Below are 17,841 nucleotides of genomic sequence, written 5' to 3'. Positions count from 1 at the left end.
ATCGAATCGCGAGCAAGCTCGCTCCCACAGGTTCAGCGCAATCCATGCGGGAGCGGGTTTGCCCGAGAAGAAGCCGTTACAGGCTAGGCAGCAACTTCGCCGGTACCAGCTCGTTCAAACAACGGGTCGCCAACAACTCGCTCGCCGCGTTGATGTCCGGCGCAAAGAAGCGATCCTTCTCATAGAAAGGCACTTGCGCACGCAGAATCCCGCGGGCCTCTTCCAGCTTCGAAGAAGTCTTCAAGCCATCACGCAGATCCAGACCTTGGACCGCAGCCAACCATTCCACCGCGAGAACGCCGCGAGTGTTTTCGGCCATTTCCCACAGACGCTTGCCGGCAGCCGGGGCCATGGATACGTGGTCTTCCTGGTTCGCGGAAGTCGGCAGGCTGTCCACCGAGTGCGGATGGGACAACGCCTTATTCTCGCTGGCCAGTGCCGCAGCGGTCACCTGGGCGATCATGAAGCCGGAGTTCACGCCGCCATTGGCCACCAGGAACGGCGGCAGTTGCGACATGTGCTTGTCCATCATCAGCGAGATACGACGTTCGCTCAGGGAACCGATTTCCGCGATGGCCAACGCCATGTTGTCGGCGGCCATGGCCACCGGTTCGGCGTGGAAGTTACCGCCGGAGATCACGTCGCCTTCAGCGGCGAACACCAGCGGGTTGTCCGAAACGGCGTTGGCTTCGATGGCGAGCACTTCGGCAGCCTGACGGAACTGGGTCAGGCAAGCACCCATGACTTGCGGCTGGCAGCGCAGGGAGTACGGGTCCTGGACCTTGTCGCAGTTCTGGTGCGAGTCGGACACTTCACTGCGCTCGCCCAGCAGATCGCGGTAAGCGGCAGCGGCGTCAATCTGGCCTTTCTGGCCACGAGCGGCGTGGATGCGAGCATCAAACGGCGAGCGCGAGCCCAATACCGCTTCAACGGTCAGTGCGCCCAGCGCCACAGCGCCAGCGAACAGATCCTCACCTTCGAACAGACCACGCAGCGCATAAGCGGTGGACACCTGAGTACCGTTGAGCAGCGCCAGACCTTCTTTCGCGGCCAGGGTCAGCGGGGTTAGACCGGCCACTTTCAGCGCTTCGGTTGCTTCCATCCACTCGCCTTTGTAGCGAGCTTTACCTTCGCCCAGCAGCACCAGCGACATGTGGGCCAAAGGCGCCAGGTCACCGGATGCACCGACCGAACCTTTCAATGGAATGTGCGGGTAAACCTCGGCATTGATCAGGGCGATCAGTGCGTCGATGACCTTGCGACGAATGCCGGAGAAACCACGGCTCAGGCTGTTGACCTTGAGCACCATGACCAAGCGAACCAGTGCGTCGCTGATCGGCTCGCCGACACCGGCGGCGTGGGATAGCACCAGCGAGCGCTGCAGGTTTTCCAGGTCTTCACTGGCGATACGAGTCGAAGCCAGCAGGCCGAAACCGGTGTTGATGCCATAAGCGGTGCGGTTCTCGGCGAGGATTTGTTCCACGCAGGCAACGCTGGCTTCGATCTGCGCCGAGGCGCTGTCGTCGAGGGTGATTTTGACCGGCTGCTGATAGATATCACGCAGTTGGGCAAGGCTCAGTTGGCCGGGAATCAGGTTTAGCGCAGTCATTTCGTGCTCCTTTTGAGAGTTTGTCATTAACTCACCAGACGCTCCGGAGATGTCCGTTGTCCGTCGCGTCTCGCCTTCTGGGGAGCCGCGCCTTGGCACGCTGGTGTGGTGGAAATCAGTTCAGGTTCGGTAACACTTTGTGCAGCAAAATCGGGTCTTTCAAAACGGCGGCGGCACTGGCGATGTCCGGTGCCAGCCAGCGGTCCTGGTCGTAGGCCGGAACACGTTCACGCAGCAGACGCCACGCTGCATCGGTGCCAGCGCCGAAGCGTTGATCTTTCAGGAATTCAAACGCCTGGGCCGCCAGCAAGTACTCGATGGCGAGGATCTGTGTGCAGTTTTCCAACGCGCGATGCAGCTTCAGCGCGGCATTGGTGCCCATGCTCAGGTGGTCTTCCTGCAGGCCTGAGGTGACGTAGTTGTCGAGCACTGCCGGTTGCGCCAACTGGCGGTTTTCTGCACACAGCGAAGCGGCGACGTACTGGACGATCATCATCCCGGAGTTCACTCCCGGATTGGCCACCAGGAATGCCGGCAAACCGCTGACATGCGGATTGATCAAGCGATCCAGACGACGTTCGGCGATGGAGCCGATTTCCGCCATGGCGATCGCCAGCAAATCCGCGGCGAGCGCGACCGATTGGCCGTGCGGGTTGGCTTGGGACATGACGCGGAAGTTGTCCGGCGTGCCCAGAAGCATCGGGTTGTCGGTGACAGAGTTGAGTTCGGTTTCGATCTGCTTTTTCGCGTGCTCAAGCTGATCGCGAGCGGCGCCGTGGACTTGCGGGATCGAGCGGATGCTCAGCGCATCCTGAGTACGAATGCCTTTGCTGCTGGCGATCACTTCGCTGCCATCGAGCAACGCACGCAGGTTGATGCCGACTTGCTGCATGCCTGGATGCGGTTTGAGCGCGATGATCTCGGCATCGAACGCAGCAATCTGACCGCGCTGGGCTTCGAAGCTCATGGCACCGATCACGTCAGCCCATTGCACCAGACGCGTGGCGTCGGCGAGTGCCAGGCAGCTGAGGCCGGACATGCACGGCGTGCCGTTGACCAGGCACAGGCCATCTTTGGCGCCCAGCTGAACTGGTTGCAGACCTTCTTCGGCCAGAGCTTGCTGCGCGGAAACGATCTGCCCGCGATAGCTGACATTGCCGACGCCCAGCAGCGTGATGCTGATGTGCGCCATGTGGGTCAAGTAACCGACCGAACCCTGGGACGGCACTTGCGGGGTAATGCCGCGATTGAGCAGTGCCAACAGCGCTTCAACCACCCGGCGATGAATGCCGGATTTGCCGTGGCTATAGTTGCGAATGGCGGCGCAGATGATTGCGCGGGTCTGTTCGTCGGCCAATGGTGCGCCAACGCCACAGGCGTGACTGAGCAAGGTGTTGCGCGACAGTTGGCTGAGTTGTTCGTCTTTGAGCGAGACGTTGCACAGCGCGCCGAGGCCGGTGTTGACGCCATAGGCGCGCTCACCGCTGACGACGATGCGCTGGACGATTGCCTGAGCATTTTCGATCCGCGCCCAGGTCTGTGGCGACAGTTCAAGCTGTGCGCCATGACGGGCGACGGCAACCACATCCTGCCAACGCCACGGGGCGTCGGCGATAACGATTTTTTCAGCCTGGGACATCTTGAGCCTCATACCAATTCTGCTGATCAATGAAACCCTGTGGCGAGGGGGCTTGTCGGATCGCCGCACCGCCCCGTTCGAGCGCGCAGCGGTCGCAAAATTTTTGGGGCTGCTCCGCAGCCCAACGGGGGCAAGCCCCCTCGCCACAATGGATTTTCACCACCTTCCAATCATCAACTTCAAACCACCGCAGCCCGACGCTGTACGAACCGGTCCACATACTCATCCGCCGGCGAATGCAGGATCTCTCTTGGCGTACCCACCTGAATCAGGCGGCCATCTTTGAGAATCGCAATGCGGTTGCCGATGCGCACGGCCTCGTCGAGGTCGTGGGTGATGAAGACGATGGTCTTGTGCAGGGTCTTTTGCAGTTCCAGCAACTGATCCTGCATCTCGGCGCGAATCAGCGGGTCGAGGGCGCTGAAGGCTTCGTCCATCAGGATGATGTCGGTGTCTGCCGCCAAGGCGCGAGCCAGGCCCACACGCTGACGCATGCCGCCAGAAAGCTGATGCGGGTATTTGTTTTCGTAGCCCTTGAGGCCCACGGTGCTGATCCAGTGCAGCGCGCGCTCGGAGCACATTTGCTTGGTCTCGCCACGCACTTTCAGGCCGTAGGCGACGTTATCCACCACGGTCTTGTGCGGCAGCAGGCCGAAGCTCTGGAAAACCATGCTGATTTTGTGCCGGCGAAATTCGCGCAGGGCTTCCATGTCGTATTGCAGGATGTCCACGCCGTCCACCAGGATCGCGCCGCTGGTCGGGTCGATCAGGCGATTGAAATGGCGCACCAGCGTGGACTTGCCGGAACCCGACAGGCCCATGATCACGAAGATCTCGCCGGTGCCGATGCTCAACGACAAGTCGTTCACGCCGACCACGCAGCCGGTTTCGGCCAGCACTTGATCCTTGGTCTTGCCCTGGCCAATCATGCCCAGCGCTTCCTTGGAACGGTTGCCGAAAATCTTGAAGACGTTTTTGACTTCGATTTTGCTGATGGCTTCGTTGTTCATTTGCTCACCTCATGCCGTGGCCGACCATACGCCTGAGTAATGCGGTCGATGACCACTGCCAGAATCACGATCGCCAGACCGGCTTCCAGGCCACGTCCGACGTTGAGGGTCTGAATCCCCACCAACACATCTTCACCCAGGCCTCGGGCACCGATCATCGAGGCAATCACCACCATCGACAGGGCCATCATGGTGGTCTGGTTGATCCCGGCCATGATGCTCGGCAGGGCCAACGGCAGTTGCACGCCGAACAGTTGCTGCCAACGGTTGGCACCGAAGGCGTTGATCGCTTCCATCACTTCACCGTCCACCTGGCGAATGCCGAGGTCGGTCAGGCGAATCAGCGGCGGCGCGGCGTAGATCACCGTGGCGAAAATCGCCGGGACCTTGCCCAGGCCGAACAGCATCAGCACCGGGATCAGGTACACGAAACTCGGCATGGTCTGCATGATGTCCAGCAACGGCATTAACACCGAACGCAGGCGATTGCTGCGTGCCGAGAGAATGCCCAGCGGAATGCCGATCAGCACCGAAATGACCGTCGCCACCATCATCAGCGCCAGGGTCTGCATCAGCTTGTCCCAGAGGCCGACCGCGCCGACCAGGAACAGCAGGCCGACGATGACCGCCGTGGTCACCACTTTACGAGTCGCGTGCCAGGCCACGCCCGCCACGATGGCCAGCATCAGCCACCAGGGCGCCGCACGCAGCAGCCCTTCAAGATTGACGATGGCCCACAACAGGGTGTCGGAGATGCTGCGGAACACATCGCCGTAGTTGGTGACCAGTGAATCGACCCAACTGTTGACCCAGTCGGCGATGGAAAAGGTAAAGCTTTCGGGAAACATAAGAGACTCTCAATCAAGGGGTTGCGATCAAGCGCCCGACTGCCGCTTACGGCAGTCGGTGAAGCTCGACCTACAAGGCCGCGTCGATCTTTTTGGCTGCGTCTTCGCTCACCCATGCGTGCCAGACTTCAGGATGTTCCTTCAAGAAGATCTTGGCCAGTTTTGGCGATTCGATCCGCTCTTTGGCCATGCGCCCGAGGTTCTGGTTGAGCAAGTCGATTGGCAGATTGACCTTTTCCAGCACAGCCACCAGTTCCGGGGCTTGCTCGTGGAAGGTTTTGGACAGGCCGACCTTGATGGTCACGGTCTTGTCCACGCCTGGTTTCTCTTCGAGTTTCACCAGATCAACTTGGCCCATCAGCGGGGTTGGCGACCAGTAGTAGAACAAGATCGGCTCGCCACGCTTGTAGCTCGACAGCACGGCGGCATCCAGCGCCGGGCCAGTGCCTGGACGGAAGTTGGTGTAGGTGCTTTCCAGGCCGTAGCTTTTCAGCATTTCGCTGTTGTCCAGCTCACAGGTCCAGCCGGCCGGGCAGTTGTAGAAACGGCCCTTGGAGGGCTCTTCCTGGTCCTTGAACACGGCGGCGTATTTGCCCAGATCGGCGATTGCTTTAAGGTCCGGGGCCTTGGGCTCCAGCTTGCGCTTGGCGTCGCCTTCGATCACGTAGCGTGGCACGTACCAGCCTTCGATTGCGCCAACGACCGGAGCGCCGACACCGACGACTTTGCCGGCCTTCTCGGCCTTGTTCCAGACTTCGCTGCGGCCGACCCATTCTTCGGCGAACACTTGAATGTCGTTGCTGCTCAGGGCGTTTTCCATGGTGATGGAGTTGCCTGGAAGGCTGTCGACCTTACAGTCGTAGCCCTTCTCCAAAACGATTTGCATGACGTCGGTCAGCAGCATGCCGCTTTCCCAGTTCAGGCCGGCGAACTTCACCGGTTTGCCCGACTCGCACCAACCGGCCGCCTGGGTGGCGCCAGCACTGGCCAGCAGGCCCATGGAAAGCAATGTGGTCAGCAGGGTCTTGTTCGATTTCATTGTAGTGACGCTCCTAATCATGAATTGGCTTACGGCAGTCAAGAGGCATCCAGCCCTGTCCACGTCCAATCAGGCCTGCGCCGCAGCGCGACCAGCCCCACTTGTTTTAGGTTTTACGATGCTGTCCTGCTCGACCGGCAGAATCAGTTGATCGGGTACGGTGCCATGCCATTTTTTCGCGCAGAGGTAATACAGGGCTGCGGGAAGCACCAGACCGATGATCCAGGAAACATCCACACCACCCAGGGCCTCCACCAGCGGACCGGTATAGAACTTGGTGGAGATAAACGGCAGTTGCACCAGCACACCGAAGACATAGACGCTGATACCGAGTGGGTTCCAACGGCCGTAGCGACCGTTCGGATCAGCCAGCGCCGGCACGTCATAGCGCTCGCGAGTGATGCAGTAGTAGTCCACCAGGTTGATCGCACTCCATGGCGTAAAGAACGCCAGCAGGAACAGGATGAAGGACTTGAACGCACCGAGGAACGAGTGCTGACCGAGCAACGCGATCAGGGTCGCCGTACCGACGATGAACAGCACGAACACCAGTCGCTGCAAGCGTGATACCTGCAGGTGACCACGGAAACCGCTGATGATGGTCGCAATGCACATGAAGCTGCCGTAGGAGTTCAGCGTGGAGATGGTGACCTTGCCGAACGCGATGCTGAAGTACAGCAGCGCAGCGGTGGCACCGGTACCGCCCAAACCAACGATATAGGCCACTTCGTGACCGGCGAATTGTCCGTTGGCCGAAGCAGCGGCAAACACGCCGAGGATCATCGCCACCTGTGCGCCAATGACCGAACCCGCGCCAGCGGCGAAAAAGGTTTTCACCGAGGAAGTCTTGCTCGGCAGGTAGCGTGAGTAGTCAGCCACGTAAGGACCGAAGGCGATCTGCCAGGACGCCGCGAGCGACACCGCAAGCAGGAAGCTGCTCCAGCTGAAGTGGCGGATTTGCAGGAGTGCACCAACGTCCGTCTGGCTCATCAGACGGCTGAACAGATAAACAAAGGCAATCACACCGATGACGCTGGCGACACGGCCGATGAAATGGATCACCCTATAGCCGAGCACCGTGACCAGCACGATGACACTGGCGAAGATCAGGATGCCGACGCTGTCGCTGACGCCAAACAACTGGCCCAGCGCCTGACCGGAAAGCACGGTGCCCGTTGCGGTGAAACCGAGGTACATCAAACAGACCAGCACGATCGGGATGGCTGCGCCATAAACGCCGAACTGCACGCGGCTGGAGATCATCTGCGGCAGGCCAAGCTTGGGCCCTTGCGCCGCATGCAACGCCATCACGCCGCCGCCGAGCAGTTGACCGATTAGCAAACCGATCAACGACCAGAACACGTCACCGCCCAGCACCACGGCGAGCGCCCCGGTGACAATCGCGGTGATTTGCAGGTTGGCACCCATCCACAGGGTGAACTGGCTCAACAGACGACCGTGTCTTTCCGCTTCCGGGATGTAGTCGATCGAACGGGTCTCGATCAACGGTTTACTGCCTGCACGATCGTTGTTAACAGCCATGATTCAACCTCTGTGGATTGTTCTGGAATTCAATGTGAAGCGGCTCTTTGTGGGAGCGGGCTTGCTCGCGAAGAGGCCGGCACATCCAACATCAATGCCGACTGGTCTACCGCTTTCGCGAGCAAGCCCGCTCCCACAGGTATTGCATTACTTGCCGGTAATCATCGGCAGGTTCAGGCCCTGTTCCTTGGCGCAGTCGATCGCGATCTGGTAACCCGCATCGGCGTGACGCATGACACCGGTAGCCGGGTCGTTGTGCAGGACGCGAGCGATACGCTCGGCTGCTTCGTCAGTACCGTCGCAGACAATCACCATGCCCGAGTGCTGGGAGAAACCCATGCCGACGCCGCCGCCGTGGTGCAGGGAAACCCAGGTCGCGCCGCTCGCGGTGTTGAGCAGGGCGTTGAGCAGTGGCCAGTCGGACACGGCGTCGGAGCCATCCTGCATCGATTCGGTTTCGCGGTTCGGGCTGGCCACAGAGCCGGAGTCCAGGTGGTCGCGACCGATCACGATGGGCGCGGACAATTCACCGCTGCGAACCATTTCGTTGAACGCCAGACCCAGCTTGGCGCGCTGGCCCAGACCCACCCAGCAGATACGTGCCGGCAGACCCTGGAAGCTGATGCGCTCGCGCGCCATGTCCAGCCAGTTGTGCAGGTGCGCGTCGTCCGGGATCAGTTCTTTGACCTTGGCGTCGGTTTTGTAGATGTCTTGCGGATCGCCCGACAGTGCAGCCCAACGGAACGGACCGATACCGCGGCAGAACAGCGGACGGATGTAAGCCGGTACGAAACCCGGGAAATCGAATGCGTTCTCGACGCCTTCTTCTTGGGCCATCTGACGGATGTTGTTGCCGTAGTCGAAGGTCGGAATGCCCATCTTCTGGAATTCGAGCATCGCTTTAACGTGCACGGCCATGGATTGCTTGGCGGCTTTGACCACGGCAGCAGGCTCGGTCTTGGCGCGAGCACGGTACTCTTCCCAGGTCCAGCCGGCTGGCAGGTAACCATTGAGCGGGTCGTGGGCGCTGGTCTGGTCGGTGACCATGTCCGGGCGCACGCCGCGCTTGACCAGTTCTGGAAGGATTTCAGCTGCGTTACCCAGCAGGGCGATGGAAATCGCCTTGCCTTCCTTGGTGTATTTGGCGATGCGGGCCAGCGCGTCGTCGAGGTCGGTGGCTTGCTCATCGACGTAACGGCTGTTCAGGCGGAAATCGATGCTGACCTGCTGGCATTCGATGTTCAGCGAGCACGCGCCGGCCAGGGTCGCGGCCAGCGGTTGAGCGCCACCCATGCCGCCGAGGCCTGCGGTCAGGACCCAACGACCTTTCAGGTCATCGTTGTAGTGTTGGCGACCGGCTTCGACGAAAGTTTCGTAGGTGCCCTGGACGATGCCCTGGCTGCCGATGTAGATCCAGCTGCCGGCGGTCATCTGGCCGTACATGGCCAGGCCTTTGGCGTCGAGTTCGTTGAAGTGTTCCCAGCTCGCCCAGTGTGGCACCAGATTGGAGTTGGCGATCAGTACGCGCGGGGCGTTGCTGTGGGTCTTGAACACGCCGACCGGCTTGCCGGATTGCACCAGCAGGGTCTCGTCGTCATTCAGGTTGGTCAGGCTTTCGACGATCTTGTCGTAGCATTCCCAGTTACGTGCCGCACGACCGATACCACCGTAAACCACCAGTTCTTTAGGGTTCTCGGCGACTTCCGGGTCGAGGTTGTTCATCAACATGCGCAGCGGCGCTTCAGTCAGCCAGCTCTTGGCGGTCAGCTTGTTACCGCGGGCAGCGCGGATTTCAACGTCACGAAACTTCGTAGGTTTATTGTCAGTCACGAAAAAGACTCCTCAGCGATCAATCCAAACCAACCCTGGCGGTGGGTAAGCCAAGCCTGTGCGCTTCAAAGCGACACAAGCGAATCAGTGGACGCTGCGAGGAGTCTCGGTCGACTCATACGCATACGTCTTTACTTGTACATACAAGCATATGCAATCAAGCGGCCAACTTGTTGGAGGGGTGTTCAAGAAAAGTTTTAAAAGGGCTGGCAAGCGCCTGGATCAAGGGGTGTAGCAGAGATGAAATTTTTTGGGGGGCTTTTTCGGGGGACGGGTCAGCTGTTACTTGAGCGTGGTTTTGCGCCACGCTGGGGCGTTCGGTAACAAAGTGGTGCGCGATGGGGAACGGGTTTAGGGCTGCTTTTGTGGCGAGGGAGCTTGCTCCCGCCGGGCTGCGAAGCAGACCCAAAACCGGGAGCATGCGGTGTATCAGAGGGAATCGGGATTCAGGATTGACGACTGCTGCGCAGCCGAGCGGGAGCAAGCTCCCTCGCCACAGTTAACGGTGCGCTGTCAGTTCGATCACGCAGCATTGGCCGCTGACGGAGACTTCCAGCAGGCCGGTGTTACCGTCGAGTCGCAGGCAATCATGGCGACCCAATTGTGCGTCGTGGCTACCCACCTTCGCTTCCAGCGCATCGGTGACACTGAAGACGATCACGGTGCCAGCCGAAGTGAAAAACCGTTGCTCACCCTCCAGCCAGTGCAACCGCGCGTCGCAACGCTGCGGCGCATAAATCAGGTTGAAATCGCGAATCGGCCCGCCCAGCAAGGTGCAGGTAACGTGGCTCTCACCGCTGAAAGCAAACGGCTCCAACGGTAACAACGGATCGGTGTCCTGGCCATCGACGCGCAAAGTCATGCCATCGCCTTGCAGCACGGTAATCACGCGCTCATAGCCGGCGAACATTGAGAATCCGCCCGATTCACCAATATCGGCAATCGACAGACGCCAGCCGAAACCATCAAGGCCAACACCCGCATCACGGGTGATTTCTTCAGTGCTGCCACCGCCGTTTTTCCACGGCATGCGCGGGTAATCCTTGGCGCGTAAAACGTTCACTTCATTCATTTATGGCGCTCACTTGTGAAACCGACCTTCCAGGCGATGACGGGAACCAGGGTGGATCAAACGGGCGGCGGTCACAGGCTGGCGGCCGGACCAGGTGCGGCGACGAATCAGCAGGCATGGCTCGCCCTTTTCAATCTGCAGCAATTTGCACTCGCTGGCCTCGGCCAGAATCGCCTCGACCACGTGCTCGCCTTCGGTCAGCGGCGCGACCTGGTTCAGATAGGCATAAGGCGTTTGTAGGGTGAAGTCCTGCTTGAGGTAGTCCGGCGCCACCAGGGCGTTGACGAAACGGTCTTCGATCTGCACCGGAATATCGTTTTCGAAATGCACGATCAGCGAATGGAAAACCCTCTGGCCTTCGCGCATGTCCAGCGCCAAAGCGCGCTCGGAACCGGCGGCCTCTTCTTCGAGGGTGATCACCTTGCAGGTATGGCGATGGCCACGGGAGGCGATTTCGTCGGCGATGTTGTGCACTTCAAACAGCGCGGACTGGCTCTTCGGCTCGGCGACAAACGTGCCGACACCTTGCATGCGCACCAGCAGACCGTCAGCGGTCATCTCGCGCAGGGCGCGGTTGATGGTCATGCGGCTGAAACCGAGCTGGCTGACCAGCTCGCTTTCCGACGGAACGCGGTAATGCGGCGGCCAGTTTCCACTGTCGATTTGCTGGGTGATCATCTGTTTGACGCGGGCGTACAAGGGCGCCGGACTGTCGCCCATGTGTGCGGCCAACGGAGAGACTGCAGGCGGAGTCGGCACGGTTAATCCTTGTTCGTTGAAGAGAGGTTGCTAGCTTGCCGGAGTTTACCGAGCAGGCAAACGTCTGTATATGTATATACAAATAACACACGATGGGGTGCTGAACCATGTCCGCCTTCTTTGCCGAACGCGCGCTGCTGCCTAGTGGATGGGCCAACAATGTACGTCTTGAGGTCAGCGCCGACGGCGTTTTGACCCATATCCAGGCCGATTCCCACGCAGATGGCGCCGAACGGCTGAGCGGTCCTCTGTTGCCGGGCATGCCCAATCTGCATTCCCACGCCTTTCAGCGGGCCATGGCCGGGCTGGCCGAAGTGGCGGGCAATCCGAACGACAGTTTCTGGACCTGGCGCGATCTGATGTATCGCCTCGTCGGAAAAATCAGCCCGGAGCAACTCGGCGTCATTGCTCGTCAGCTGTACATCGAAATGCTCAAGGCCGGTTACACCTCGGTCGCGGAATTTCATTATGTGCATCACGACACCAATGGCCAGCCTTACGCTGATCCGGCCGAACTGGCGCTACGCATCAGCCAAGCCGCCAGTTCCGCCGGTATCGGTCTGACCTTGCTTCCGGTGCTTTACAGCCATTCCGGTTTCGGCGGCCAGACGCCGAACGACGGCCAGCGCCGCTTCATCAACAGCACCGAAAACTACCTCTCGCTTCAGTCGCGTTTGCAGCCGATCCTCGCGCAACAACCGGCGCAGTCGCTGGGCTTGTGCTTCCACTCGTTACGCGCGGTCACACCGCAGCAAATCAGTGAAGTGTTGGCGGCCAGCGACAAGCAGTGCCCGGTGCACATCCACATTGCCGAACAGCAGAAGGAAGTCGAGGACTGCCTGAGCTGGAGCGGTCGTCGTCCGTTGCAATGGCTGTACGAAAACGCCGAGGTCGACCAGCGCTGGTGCCTGGTCCACGCGACCCACGCCAACCCGGAAGAAGTTACGCTGATGGCCAAGAGTCGCGCCATTGCCGGCCTGTGCCTGACCACCGAGGCCAACCTCGGCGACGGAATTTTCCCGGCGGTGGATTTCCTCGCGCAGGGCGGACGCATGGGTATCGGGTCTGACAGCCATGTGTCATTGAGCGTGGTGGAAGAACTGCGTTGGCTGGAATATGGCCAGCGTCTGCGCGATCAGAGGCGCAATCGGTTGTATGGCGCGGATCAGCCGATGGTCGGCCGCACGCTGTATGACGCTGCGCTGGATGGCGGCGCTCAGGCGCTGGGTCAGCCGATCGGCGCGTTGGAAGTTGGAAAACGTGCGGATTGGCTGGTGCTGGACGGCAACGACCCGTATCTGGCAACGGCTAGCGGTGACGGGATTCTCAATCGTTGGTTGTTTGCCGGTGGCGATCGCCAGGTGCGGGATGTGCTGGTCAATGGCCAGTGGGTTGTGCGCGACGGGCGTCATGCGGACGAAGAAGAAAGTAACCGCGCGTTTACCCAAGTCCTCCGCGATCTCCTGGGCTGACCCCAAACAAAATGTGGGAGCGAGCCTGCTCGCGATAGCGGAATATCAGTCAACACTTCCGTTGAATCTGATGTCCCTATCGCGAGCAGGCTCGCTCCCACATGGGTATGCGTTAGCCGTCAGTTCGAGGTCTTGGCCATCTGCGTATCCGACGCGCGCCAGATCAGCCGCGTGGTGTCGTAGCCCTGCTGACGCGCCTTGCTCAGCAGTTCTTCACGCACTACACCGTTGACCGTCGGCGTTCGCGACAGCAGCCACAGGTACTTGCGGCCCGGGTCACCGACGATGGCGGTCTTGTAATCGTCGCTGACGTACAGCACCCAGTACTCCCCTTTCGCCACACCCGGCAGCAAGCGCGAGAACCAGGTATCGAACTCGACCCACAATTTGTCGGTCTTGCCCGGCACTTGTGGATAAGCCGTGCCCTTGGCCTCTTCCCATTGCCAATCCGCCGTCAGGCAGCGATTCAACACCAGCACGTTGCCGTCAGGCTTGAGCGTGTAATGGGCTTCGGATTGTGCGCAGTTGCGCTGGAAATACATCGGCAGACGAGCCAACTCGTACCAGGTCCCTTGGTACTTCTTGAGATTGACGCTATTGGCGGTTTTCGGTGCCAACGGATCTTCGCCAGAAGTGGCGCAGCCGGCCAATACCAGGCCGGCAAAAAGGAGTATCAGTAACCGCTTCATTGTTTTTCTCCCGTGGGCGCGTAGCCCCGGATTACTTCAGGCCTTGGCCGGAAAACATCAGTACTTTGTCACCGGCGTACTGCACGCTGATAAAGCTGTTCTTGTCACCCCAGGTGCAACTGGACATGCCGAGCGCGCCCGAGCAATCAGTGGCTTTACCCAGCAAGGCTTCAACCTCTGCCTTGGGCATGCCGGCCGACAGTTTCGAGTAGTTTTCCTGATTGACCTTGCTGCATGCGACCAACAACACGCAGAACGAGAGCAGGGCAATAGAACGCAGCGACATGGTGTAGCTCCTGGGGCGAAGGGGAATGGCATGGCTGCCAAGCAGAAGCTTAGAAGAGAAAACCCCCATCTGGTTCCCCGACCGCCCGGCTATTTATCGGGCCGCTCGTCTGCCTTTTTCCGAAAAATCAGCGACTCTCCTGCGCCGTTGAGTATTTCATCGGTTTTCGCAAAAAGACGCCTAATCTTTGGCGCTGGCCAGTCGACATAGAAGCAGCGCAAAGCCCTCGACTGTGGCAAATTGACGCCCCTCGCTGACCAGCCCCTTCGCGGTAGTGTATTTAATGACCAGAAACATGAAATTCAGCCACAAGATCCTGCTGGCAGCCGCCCTCGTGGTCGCCGTTGCGTTCGCCTGCTTTATCCTGTTCAACGACTACCGCCAGCGCCAGACCTTGCGCAGCAGTACCGAATCCTCGATGCAGGAACTCGGCAGCCTGACCACCAGCAACATCCAGACCTGGCTGGAAAGCCGCATGCAGTTGCTGCAATCGTTGTCCCAGCAGATCGCCGTGGACGGCAACGCACCGGCCAACCTCAAGCGCGCCATCGACTTGCCGGCCTACACCGGCAACTTCCAGCTGAGCTACTTCGGCGGCACTGACGGCGTGATGTTCTCGATCCCGGCCGGCAATCGTGCGCCGGACTACGATCCTCGCGCACGCGGCTGGTACAAGGCGGCCAACAGCACGCAACAGACCATCGTCACCGAACCGTACATCGCCGCCTCGTCCGGCAAACTGGTGATCACCGTGGCCACGCCGGTGCAGCATCAGAGCCAGATGATCGGCGTCGCCGGTGCGGACATCGACCTGTCGAGCGTGAGCGCGATCATCAACTCGCTGAACTTCGGCGGTCACGGTCACGCGTTCATCGTCAGCGCCGACGGCAAGATCCTGATCCACCCGGACAGCAAACTGGTGCTCAAGAGCCTCGCCGAGGCCTACCCGAACGGCGCGCCGAAAGTCAGCCCGGGCATGAAAGAAGTCGAGCTCGACGGCAAGACCCAGTTCATCTCCTTCACCCACGTCAACGGTGTGCCTTCGGCAGACTGGTACGTGGCGCTGGTGCTGGACCAGGACACCGCGTTCGCGATGCTCAGCGAATTCCGCACCTCGGCGATCATCGCCATGGTCATCGCCGTGGTCATCATCATCGCGCTGCTGGGCATGCTGATCAGCTTCCTGATGCAGCCGCTGCTGACCATGGGCCGCGCCATGCATGACATCGCCGAAGGCGAAGGTGACCTGACCAAACGCCTGACCATCCACGGCCAGGACGAATTCGGTGCACTGGGCACCTCGTTCAACCGCTTCGTGGAACGTATTCACACATCGATTCGCGAAGTCTCATCGGCCACCGGCCAGGTCAACGAAGTGGCCTTGCGTGTAGTGGCGGCCTCGAACTCGTCGATGTTCAACTCCGACCAGCAAGCCTCACGCACCAGCAGTGTGGCTGCAGCGATCAACGAACTGGGCGCCGCCGCCCAGGAAATCGCCCAGAACGCCGCCCTCGCCTCCCAGCATTCGAGCGACGCCCGTGCCTTAGCCGAAGACGGTCAGCAAGTGGTGGATAAAACCATCGCCGCGATGCAGCAGCTCTCGGCGAAGATCAGCGATTCGTGCGGCAACATCGAAACGCTTAACAGCAACACCGTGAACATCGGACAGATTCTGGAAGTGATCACCAGCATCTCGCAGCAGACCAATTTGCTGGCATTGAACGCGGCGATTGAAGCGGCGCGTGCCGGTGAAGCCGGCCGTGGTTTTGCCGTGGTCGCGGACGAGGTGCGCAACCTCGCCCACCGGACTCAGGATTCGGCGCAGCAAGTGCAGAAGATGATCGAAGAGCTGCAAGTCGGCGCCCGCGAAGCGGTGAGCACCATGACCGACAGCCAGCGCCAGAGCGAAAGCAGCGTCGGCATCGCCAACCAGGCCGGTGAGCGTCTGGGCAGCGTGACCCAGCGTATTGGTGAGATCGACGGGATGAACCAGTCCGTGGCGACCGCGACTGAAGAGCAAACGGCGGTGGTGGAGTCGATCAACGTCGACATCACCGAGATCAACACCCTGAACCAGGAAGGCGTGGAGAACCTGCAGTCGACCTTGCGTGCTTGTGCGGATTTGGAGCAGCAGGCGGCGCGGCTTAAACAGTTGGTCGGTAGTTTCCGGATTTAAGCTGCTTTCACTGGCCCCATCGCCAGCAGGCTGGCTCCCACAGGGGATTGTGAACGACACAAACCCAATGTGGGAGCCAGCCTGCTGGCGATGACGGCATCAGCCACGATGAAGATTAGAACCTTGAACCAGGCCGCGAAAGAAACGCCAGTTCCTCAGCCGTAGACTCCCTTCCCAACACCGCATTCCTGTGCGGAAACCGCCCAAACTGCGCAATCACCTTCCGATGCCGCTCGGCATAATCCAGGTTATCGGCAAACACTGCCCGATCAGCCTCCGGCTGCTGCGCCACCAATTCGATGAACCGTGAGACGGCTTCGTTCTGCACCGCCAGATGCTCGCAATGCTCCAGCACCAGGTAGATAAACACCCGCTGAATCGGCCGCAACTGCCGATCGAAATCCGCCGCAATGCCTTGCGCCACGAGAGCCTGAGCCCTGAGATCACCTGAAAAGGATTTGGGAGTGTCGCGAAAGATCATTCGCGGGAGTTGATCGAGCAGCAGCACCAGGGCCAGCCAACCTTCGGGGCGTTGCGCCCAGTCAGTCAATCCGCCGGCCAGTGCCTGCTCGACCCAGTCCCCGAAACGCGTTTGCGCTTCGAGGTCCTGGCTGTCGCGCTTGCCGAACCATAACTTGCCCTTGTCAGCCGCTATGTCGTTGGGGGATTCGAGCGTTCCGAACCACCATTCGAGCAACGGCTGCCAGGGCGCGGTCATGGTTTATTCCTTGTGGTAAGCCGTGACGCGTTCGACTTCTTCTTTCGAACCGAGGAACACCGCGACACGCTGGTGCAAGCCGTCAGGCTTGATGTCGAGGATGCGCTGATGGCCGTCGGTGGACGCGCCGCCGGCCTGTTCAACCAGGAACGACATTGGGTTGGCTTCGTACATCAGACGCAGCTTGCCCGGCTTCGACGGTTCGCGGCTGTCACGTGGGTACATGAACAGACCGCCACGGGTCAGGATGCGGTGCACGTCGCCAACCATCGCGGCGACCCAGCGCATGTTGTAGTTCTTTTTCAGCGGGCCTTCATCGCCCGCCAGCAATTCGCCGACGTAGCGTTGTACCGGCGCTTCCCAGTGACGCTGGTTGGACGCGTTGATCGCGAATTCCTGGGTGGATTCCGGGATCCGGATATCTTCATGGGTCAGCACGAAGCTGCCCATTTCGCGGTCCAGGGTGAAGCCTTTCACGCCGTCGCCCAAGGTCAGCACCAGCATGGTCTGCGGGCCGTAGATAGCGTAACCGGCAGCGACCTGCTCAGTGCCTGGCTGCAGGAAGGCCTTTTCGTTCAAGGCTTCGTTCTGGCTCAGGTATTCGCTCGGGCAACGCAGCACCGAGAAAATAGTGCCTACCGGTGCGTTGATGTCGATGTTCGACGAGCCGTCCAGCGGGTCGAATACCAGCAGGTACGCGCCTTTCGGGTATTTGCCCGGGATCTGGTAGGCATTGTCCATTTCTTCGGACGCCATGCCGGCCAGGTGACCGCCCCATTCGTTGGCTTCGAGCAGGATCTCGTTGGAGATCACGTCGAGTTTCTTCTGCACTTCGCCTTGGACGTTTTCAGTGCCCATGCTGCCCAGAACGCCGCCGAGGGCGCCCTTGGACACGGCGTGGCTGATTTCCTTGCAAGCACGCGCCACCACTTCGATCAGGAAACGCAGATCGGCAGGGGTGTTGTTGCTACGGGTCTGCTCAATCAAATAGCGACTCAGGGTAACGCGGGACATGGAAGGCTCCGGTGGAATGGGGGACTAAAAACCCGCGCAGTTTAACGCGAGTCGGGGCGCATTTCCTCCTATCAGACGTGATACGCCCAATAGAGTTCATGCGCGGGGTTGAGCGTAGCCGTAAATGAACTCAATTGT

15 protein-coding genes and 1 pseudogene are annotated in these 17,841 nt (G+C 60.1%); 3 read left to right on the top strand and 13 right to left on the bottom strand.

Annotated elements, in window-relative coordinates; translation table 11 throughout:
* Positions 1-76 precede the first annotated feature (76 nt).
* The 9 genes from hutH (ACA051_RS01810) to hutC all read right to left on the bottom strand — a co-directional run bounded on the left by hutH (ACA051_RS01810) (position 77) and on the right by hutC (position 11,309).
* Complete coding sequence (gene hutH, locus ACA051_RS01810; RefSeq protein WP_497373282.1) at positions 77-1,609, bottom strand: histidine ammonia-lyase; 1,533 nt, start codon at positions 1,607-1,609, stop codon at positions 77-79.
* Positions 1,610-1,724: 115 nt separating this feature from the next.
* Positions 1,725-3,248, bottom strand: coding sequence for a histidine ammonia-lyase (gene hutH / locus ACA051_RS01805; RefSeq protein ID WP_497373280.1), 1,524 nt, complete (start codon positions 3,246-3,248; stop codon positions 1,725-1,727).
* 179 nt (positions 3,249-3,427) lie between these two features.
* Positions 3,428-4,258, bottom strand: coding sequence for a quaternary amine ABC transporter ATP-binding protein (locus ACA051_RS01800; protein WP_497373278.1), 831 nt, complete (start codon positions 4,256-4,258; stop codon positions 3,428-3,430).
* On the bottom strand, positions 4,255-5,106 hold the full coding sequence (locus tag ACA051_RS01795; RefSeq protein WP_074872803.1) for an ABC transporter permease: 852 nt from the start codon (positions 5,104-5,106) through the stop codon (positions 4,255-4,257). Before ACA051_RS01795 ends, ACA051_RS01800 begins: the two co-directional genes overlap by 4 nt.
* A 70-nt stretch (positions 5,107-5,176) precedes the next feature.
* On the bottom strand, positions 5,177-6,145 hold the full coding sequence (locus tag ACA051_RS01790) for an ABC transporter substrate-binding protein (RefSeq protein WP_497307179.1): 969 nt from the start codon (positions 6,143-6,145) through the stop codon (positions 5,177-5,179).
* 69 nt (positions 6,146-6,214) lie between these two features.
* Positions 6,215-7,687: a purine-cytosine permease family protein gene (locus ACA051_RS01785; protein ID WP_497307178.1), complete on the bottom strand. Its 1,473-nt coding sequence runs from the start codon at positions 7,685-7,687 to the stop codon at positions 6,215-6,217.
* 147 nt (positions 7,688-7,834) lie between these two features.
* Positions 7,835-9,517: a urocanate hydratase gene (gene hutU / locus ACA051_RS01780; RefSeq protein WP_497373275.1), complete on the bottom strand. Its 1,683-nt coding sequence runs from the start codon at positions 9,515-9,517 to the stop codon at positions 7,835-7,837.
* Positions 9,518-10,016: 499 nt separating this feature from the next.
* Positions 10,017-10,589 (bottom strand): HutD/Ves family protein, encoded by a 573-nt coding sequence (locus ACA051_RS01775; protein WP_497373273.1) that lies wholly within the window; start codon positions 10,587-10,589, stop codon positions 10,017-10,019.
* A gap of 9 nt (positions 10,590-10,598) precedes the next feature.
* Positions 10,599-11,309, bottom strand: coding sequence for a histidine utilization transcriptional repressor HutC (gene hutC / locus ACA051_RS01770; protein WP_154505298.1), 711 nt, complete (start codon positions 11,307-11,309; stop codon positions 10,599-10,601).
* 146 nt (positions 11,310-11,455) lie between these two features.
* Between hutC and ACA051_RS01765 the strand changes: the two genes are divergently transcribed.
* Positions 11,456-12,820, top strand: a complete 1,365-nt coding sequence (locus ACA051_RS01765) for a formimidoylglutamate deiminase (RefSeq protein WP_497373271.1) — start codon at positions 11,456-11,458, stop codon at positions 12,818-12,820.
* A 119-nt stretch (positions 12,821-12,939) separates the two neighbouring features.
* On the opposite strand, the gene ACA051_RS01760 is transcribed toward ACA051_RS01765, so the two are convergent.
* Entirely contained in the window at positions 12,940-13,509 is a 570-nt protein-coding gene (locus ACA051_RS01760) for a lipocalin family protein (protein ID WP_497307170.1), read from the bottom strand.
* A 31-nt stretch (positions 13,510-13,540) separates the two neighbouring features.
* A complete protein-coding gene (locus ACA051_RS01755; protein WP_497307168.1) occupies positions 13,541-13,795 on the bottom strand; it encodes a hypothetical protein in 255 nt (84 codons plus the stop codon).
* 283 nt (positions 13,796-14,078) lie between these two features.
* Between ACA051_RS01755 and ACA051_RS01750 the strand changes: the two are divergent.
* Both ACA051_RS01750 and ACA051_RS01745 read left to right on the top strand, forming a co-directional pair.
* Positions 14,079-15,065, top strand: a pseudogene (locus tag ACA051_RS01750) (cache domain-containing protein); the annotation flags it as partial.
* Between the two features lie 141 nt (positions 15,066-15,206).
* The gene (locus tag ACA051_RS01745) at positions 15,207-15,971 is read left to right on the top strand and encodes a methyl-accepting chemotaxis protein (RefSeq protein WP_370694726.1); all 765 of its coding nucleotides are present in this window, start codon (positions 15,207-15,209) and stop codon (positions 15,969-15,971) included.
* A gap of 115 nt (positions 15,972-16,086) precedes the next feature.
* Here ACA051_RS01745 and ACA051_RS01740 read toward each other — a convergent pair whose 3' ends face one another.
* The gene (locus ACA051_RS01740; RefSeq protein ID WP_497373269.1) at positions 16,087-16,689 is read right to left on the bottom strand and encodes a DUF924 family protein; all 603 of its coding nucleotides are present in this window, start codon (positions 16,687-16,689) and stop codon (positions 16,087-16,089) included.
* 3 nt (positions 16,690-16,692) lie between these two features.
* The gene (locus ACA051_RS01735; RefSeq protein WP_497373267.1) at positions 16,693-17,703 is read right to left on the bottom strand and encodes a class 1 fructose-bisphosphatase; all 1,011 of its coding nucleotides are present in this window, start codon (positions 17,701-17,703) and stop codon (positions 16,693-16,695) included.
* Positions 17,704-17,841 lie beyond the last annotated feature (138 nt).

The sequence above is a fragment of the Pseudomonas sp. LBUM1669 genome (assembly GCF_059695705.1).
This window is presented reverse-complemented; position numbering and strand designations above follow the sequence as displayed.

What these genes read in the sequence shown, in the direction of transcription:
- ACA051_RS01795 (WP_074872803.1), bottom strand. Translation starts at nt 5,106, where the DNA reads ATGTTTCCCGAAAGCTTTACCTTTTCCATCGCCGACTGGGTCAACAGT.
- hutH (WP_497373282.1), bottom strand. Translation starts at nt 1,609, where the DNA reads ATGACTGCGCTAAACCTGATTCCCGGCCAACTGAGCCTTGCCCAACTG.
- ACA051_RS01745 (WP_370694726.1), top strand. Translation starts at nt 15,207, where the DNA reads ATGTTCAACTCCGACCAGCAAGCCTCACGCACCAGCAGTGTGGCTGCA.
- hutH (WP_497373280.1), bottom strand. Translation starts at nt 3,248, where the DNA reads ATGTCCCAGGCTGAAAAAATCGTTATCGCCGACGCCCCGTGGCGTTGG.
- ACA051_RS01800 (WP_497373278.1), bottom strand. Translation starts at nt 4,258, where the DNA reads ATGAACAACGAAGCCATCAGCAAAATCGAAGTCAAAAACGTCTTCAAG.
- ACA051_RS01735 (WP_497373267.1), bottom strand. Translation starts at nt 17,703, where the DNA reads ATGTCCCGCGTTACCCTGAGTCGCTATTTGATTGAGCAGACCCGTAGC.
- ACA051_RS01790 (WP_497307179.1), bottom strand. Translation starts at nt 6,145, where the DNA reads ATGAAATCGAACAAGACCCTGCTGACCACATTGCTTTCCATGGGCCTG.
- ACA051_RS01765 (WP_497373271.1), top strand. Translation starts at nt 11,456, where the DNA reads ATGTCCGCCTTCTTTGCCGAACGCGCGCTGCTGCCTAGTGGATGGGCC.
- ACA051_RS01785 (WP_497307178.1), bottom strand. Translation starts at nt 7,687, where the DNA reads ATGGCTGTTAACAACGATCGTGCAGGCAGTAAACCGTTGATCGAGACC.
- ACA051_RS01775 (WP_497373273.1), bottom strand. Translation starts at nt 10,589, where the DNA reads ATGAATGAAGTGAACGTTTTACGCGCCAAGGATTACCCGCGCATGCCG.
- ACA051_RS01755 (WP_497307168.1), bottom strand. Translation starts at nt 13,795, where the DNA reads ATGTCGCTGCGTTCTATTGCCCTGCTCTCGTTCTGCGTGTTGTTGGTC.
- hutC (WP_154505298.1), bottom strand. Translation starts at nt 11,309, where the DNA reads ATGGGCGACAGTCCGGCGCCCTTGTACGCCCGCGTCAAACAGATGATC.
- ACA051_RS01760 (WP_497307170.1), bottom strand. Translation starts at nt 13,509, where the DNA reads ATGAAGCGGTTACTGATACTCCTTTTTGCCGGCCTGGTATTGGCCGGC.
- ACA051_RS01740 (WP_497373269.1), bottom strand. Translation starts at nt 16,689, where the DNA reads ATGACCGCGCCCTGGCAGCCGTTGCTCGAATGGTGGTTCGGAACGCTC.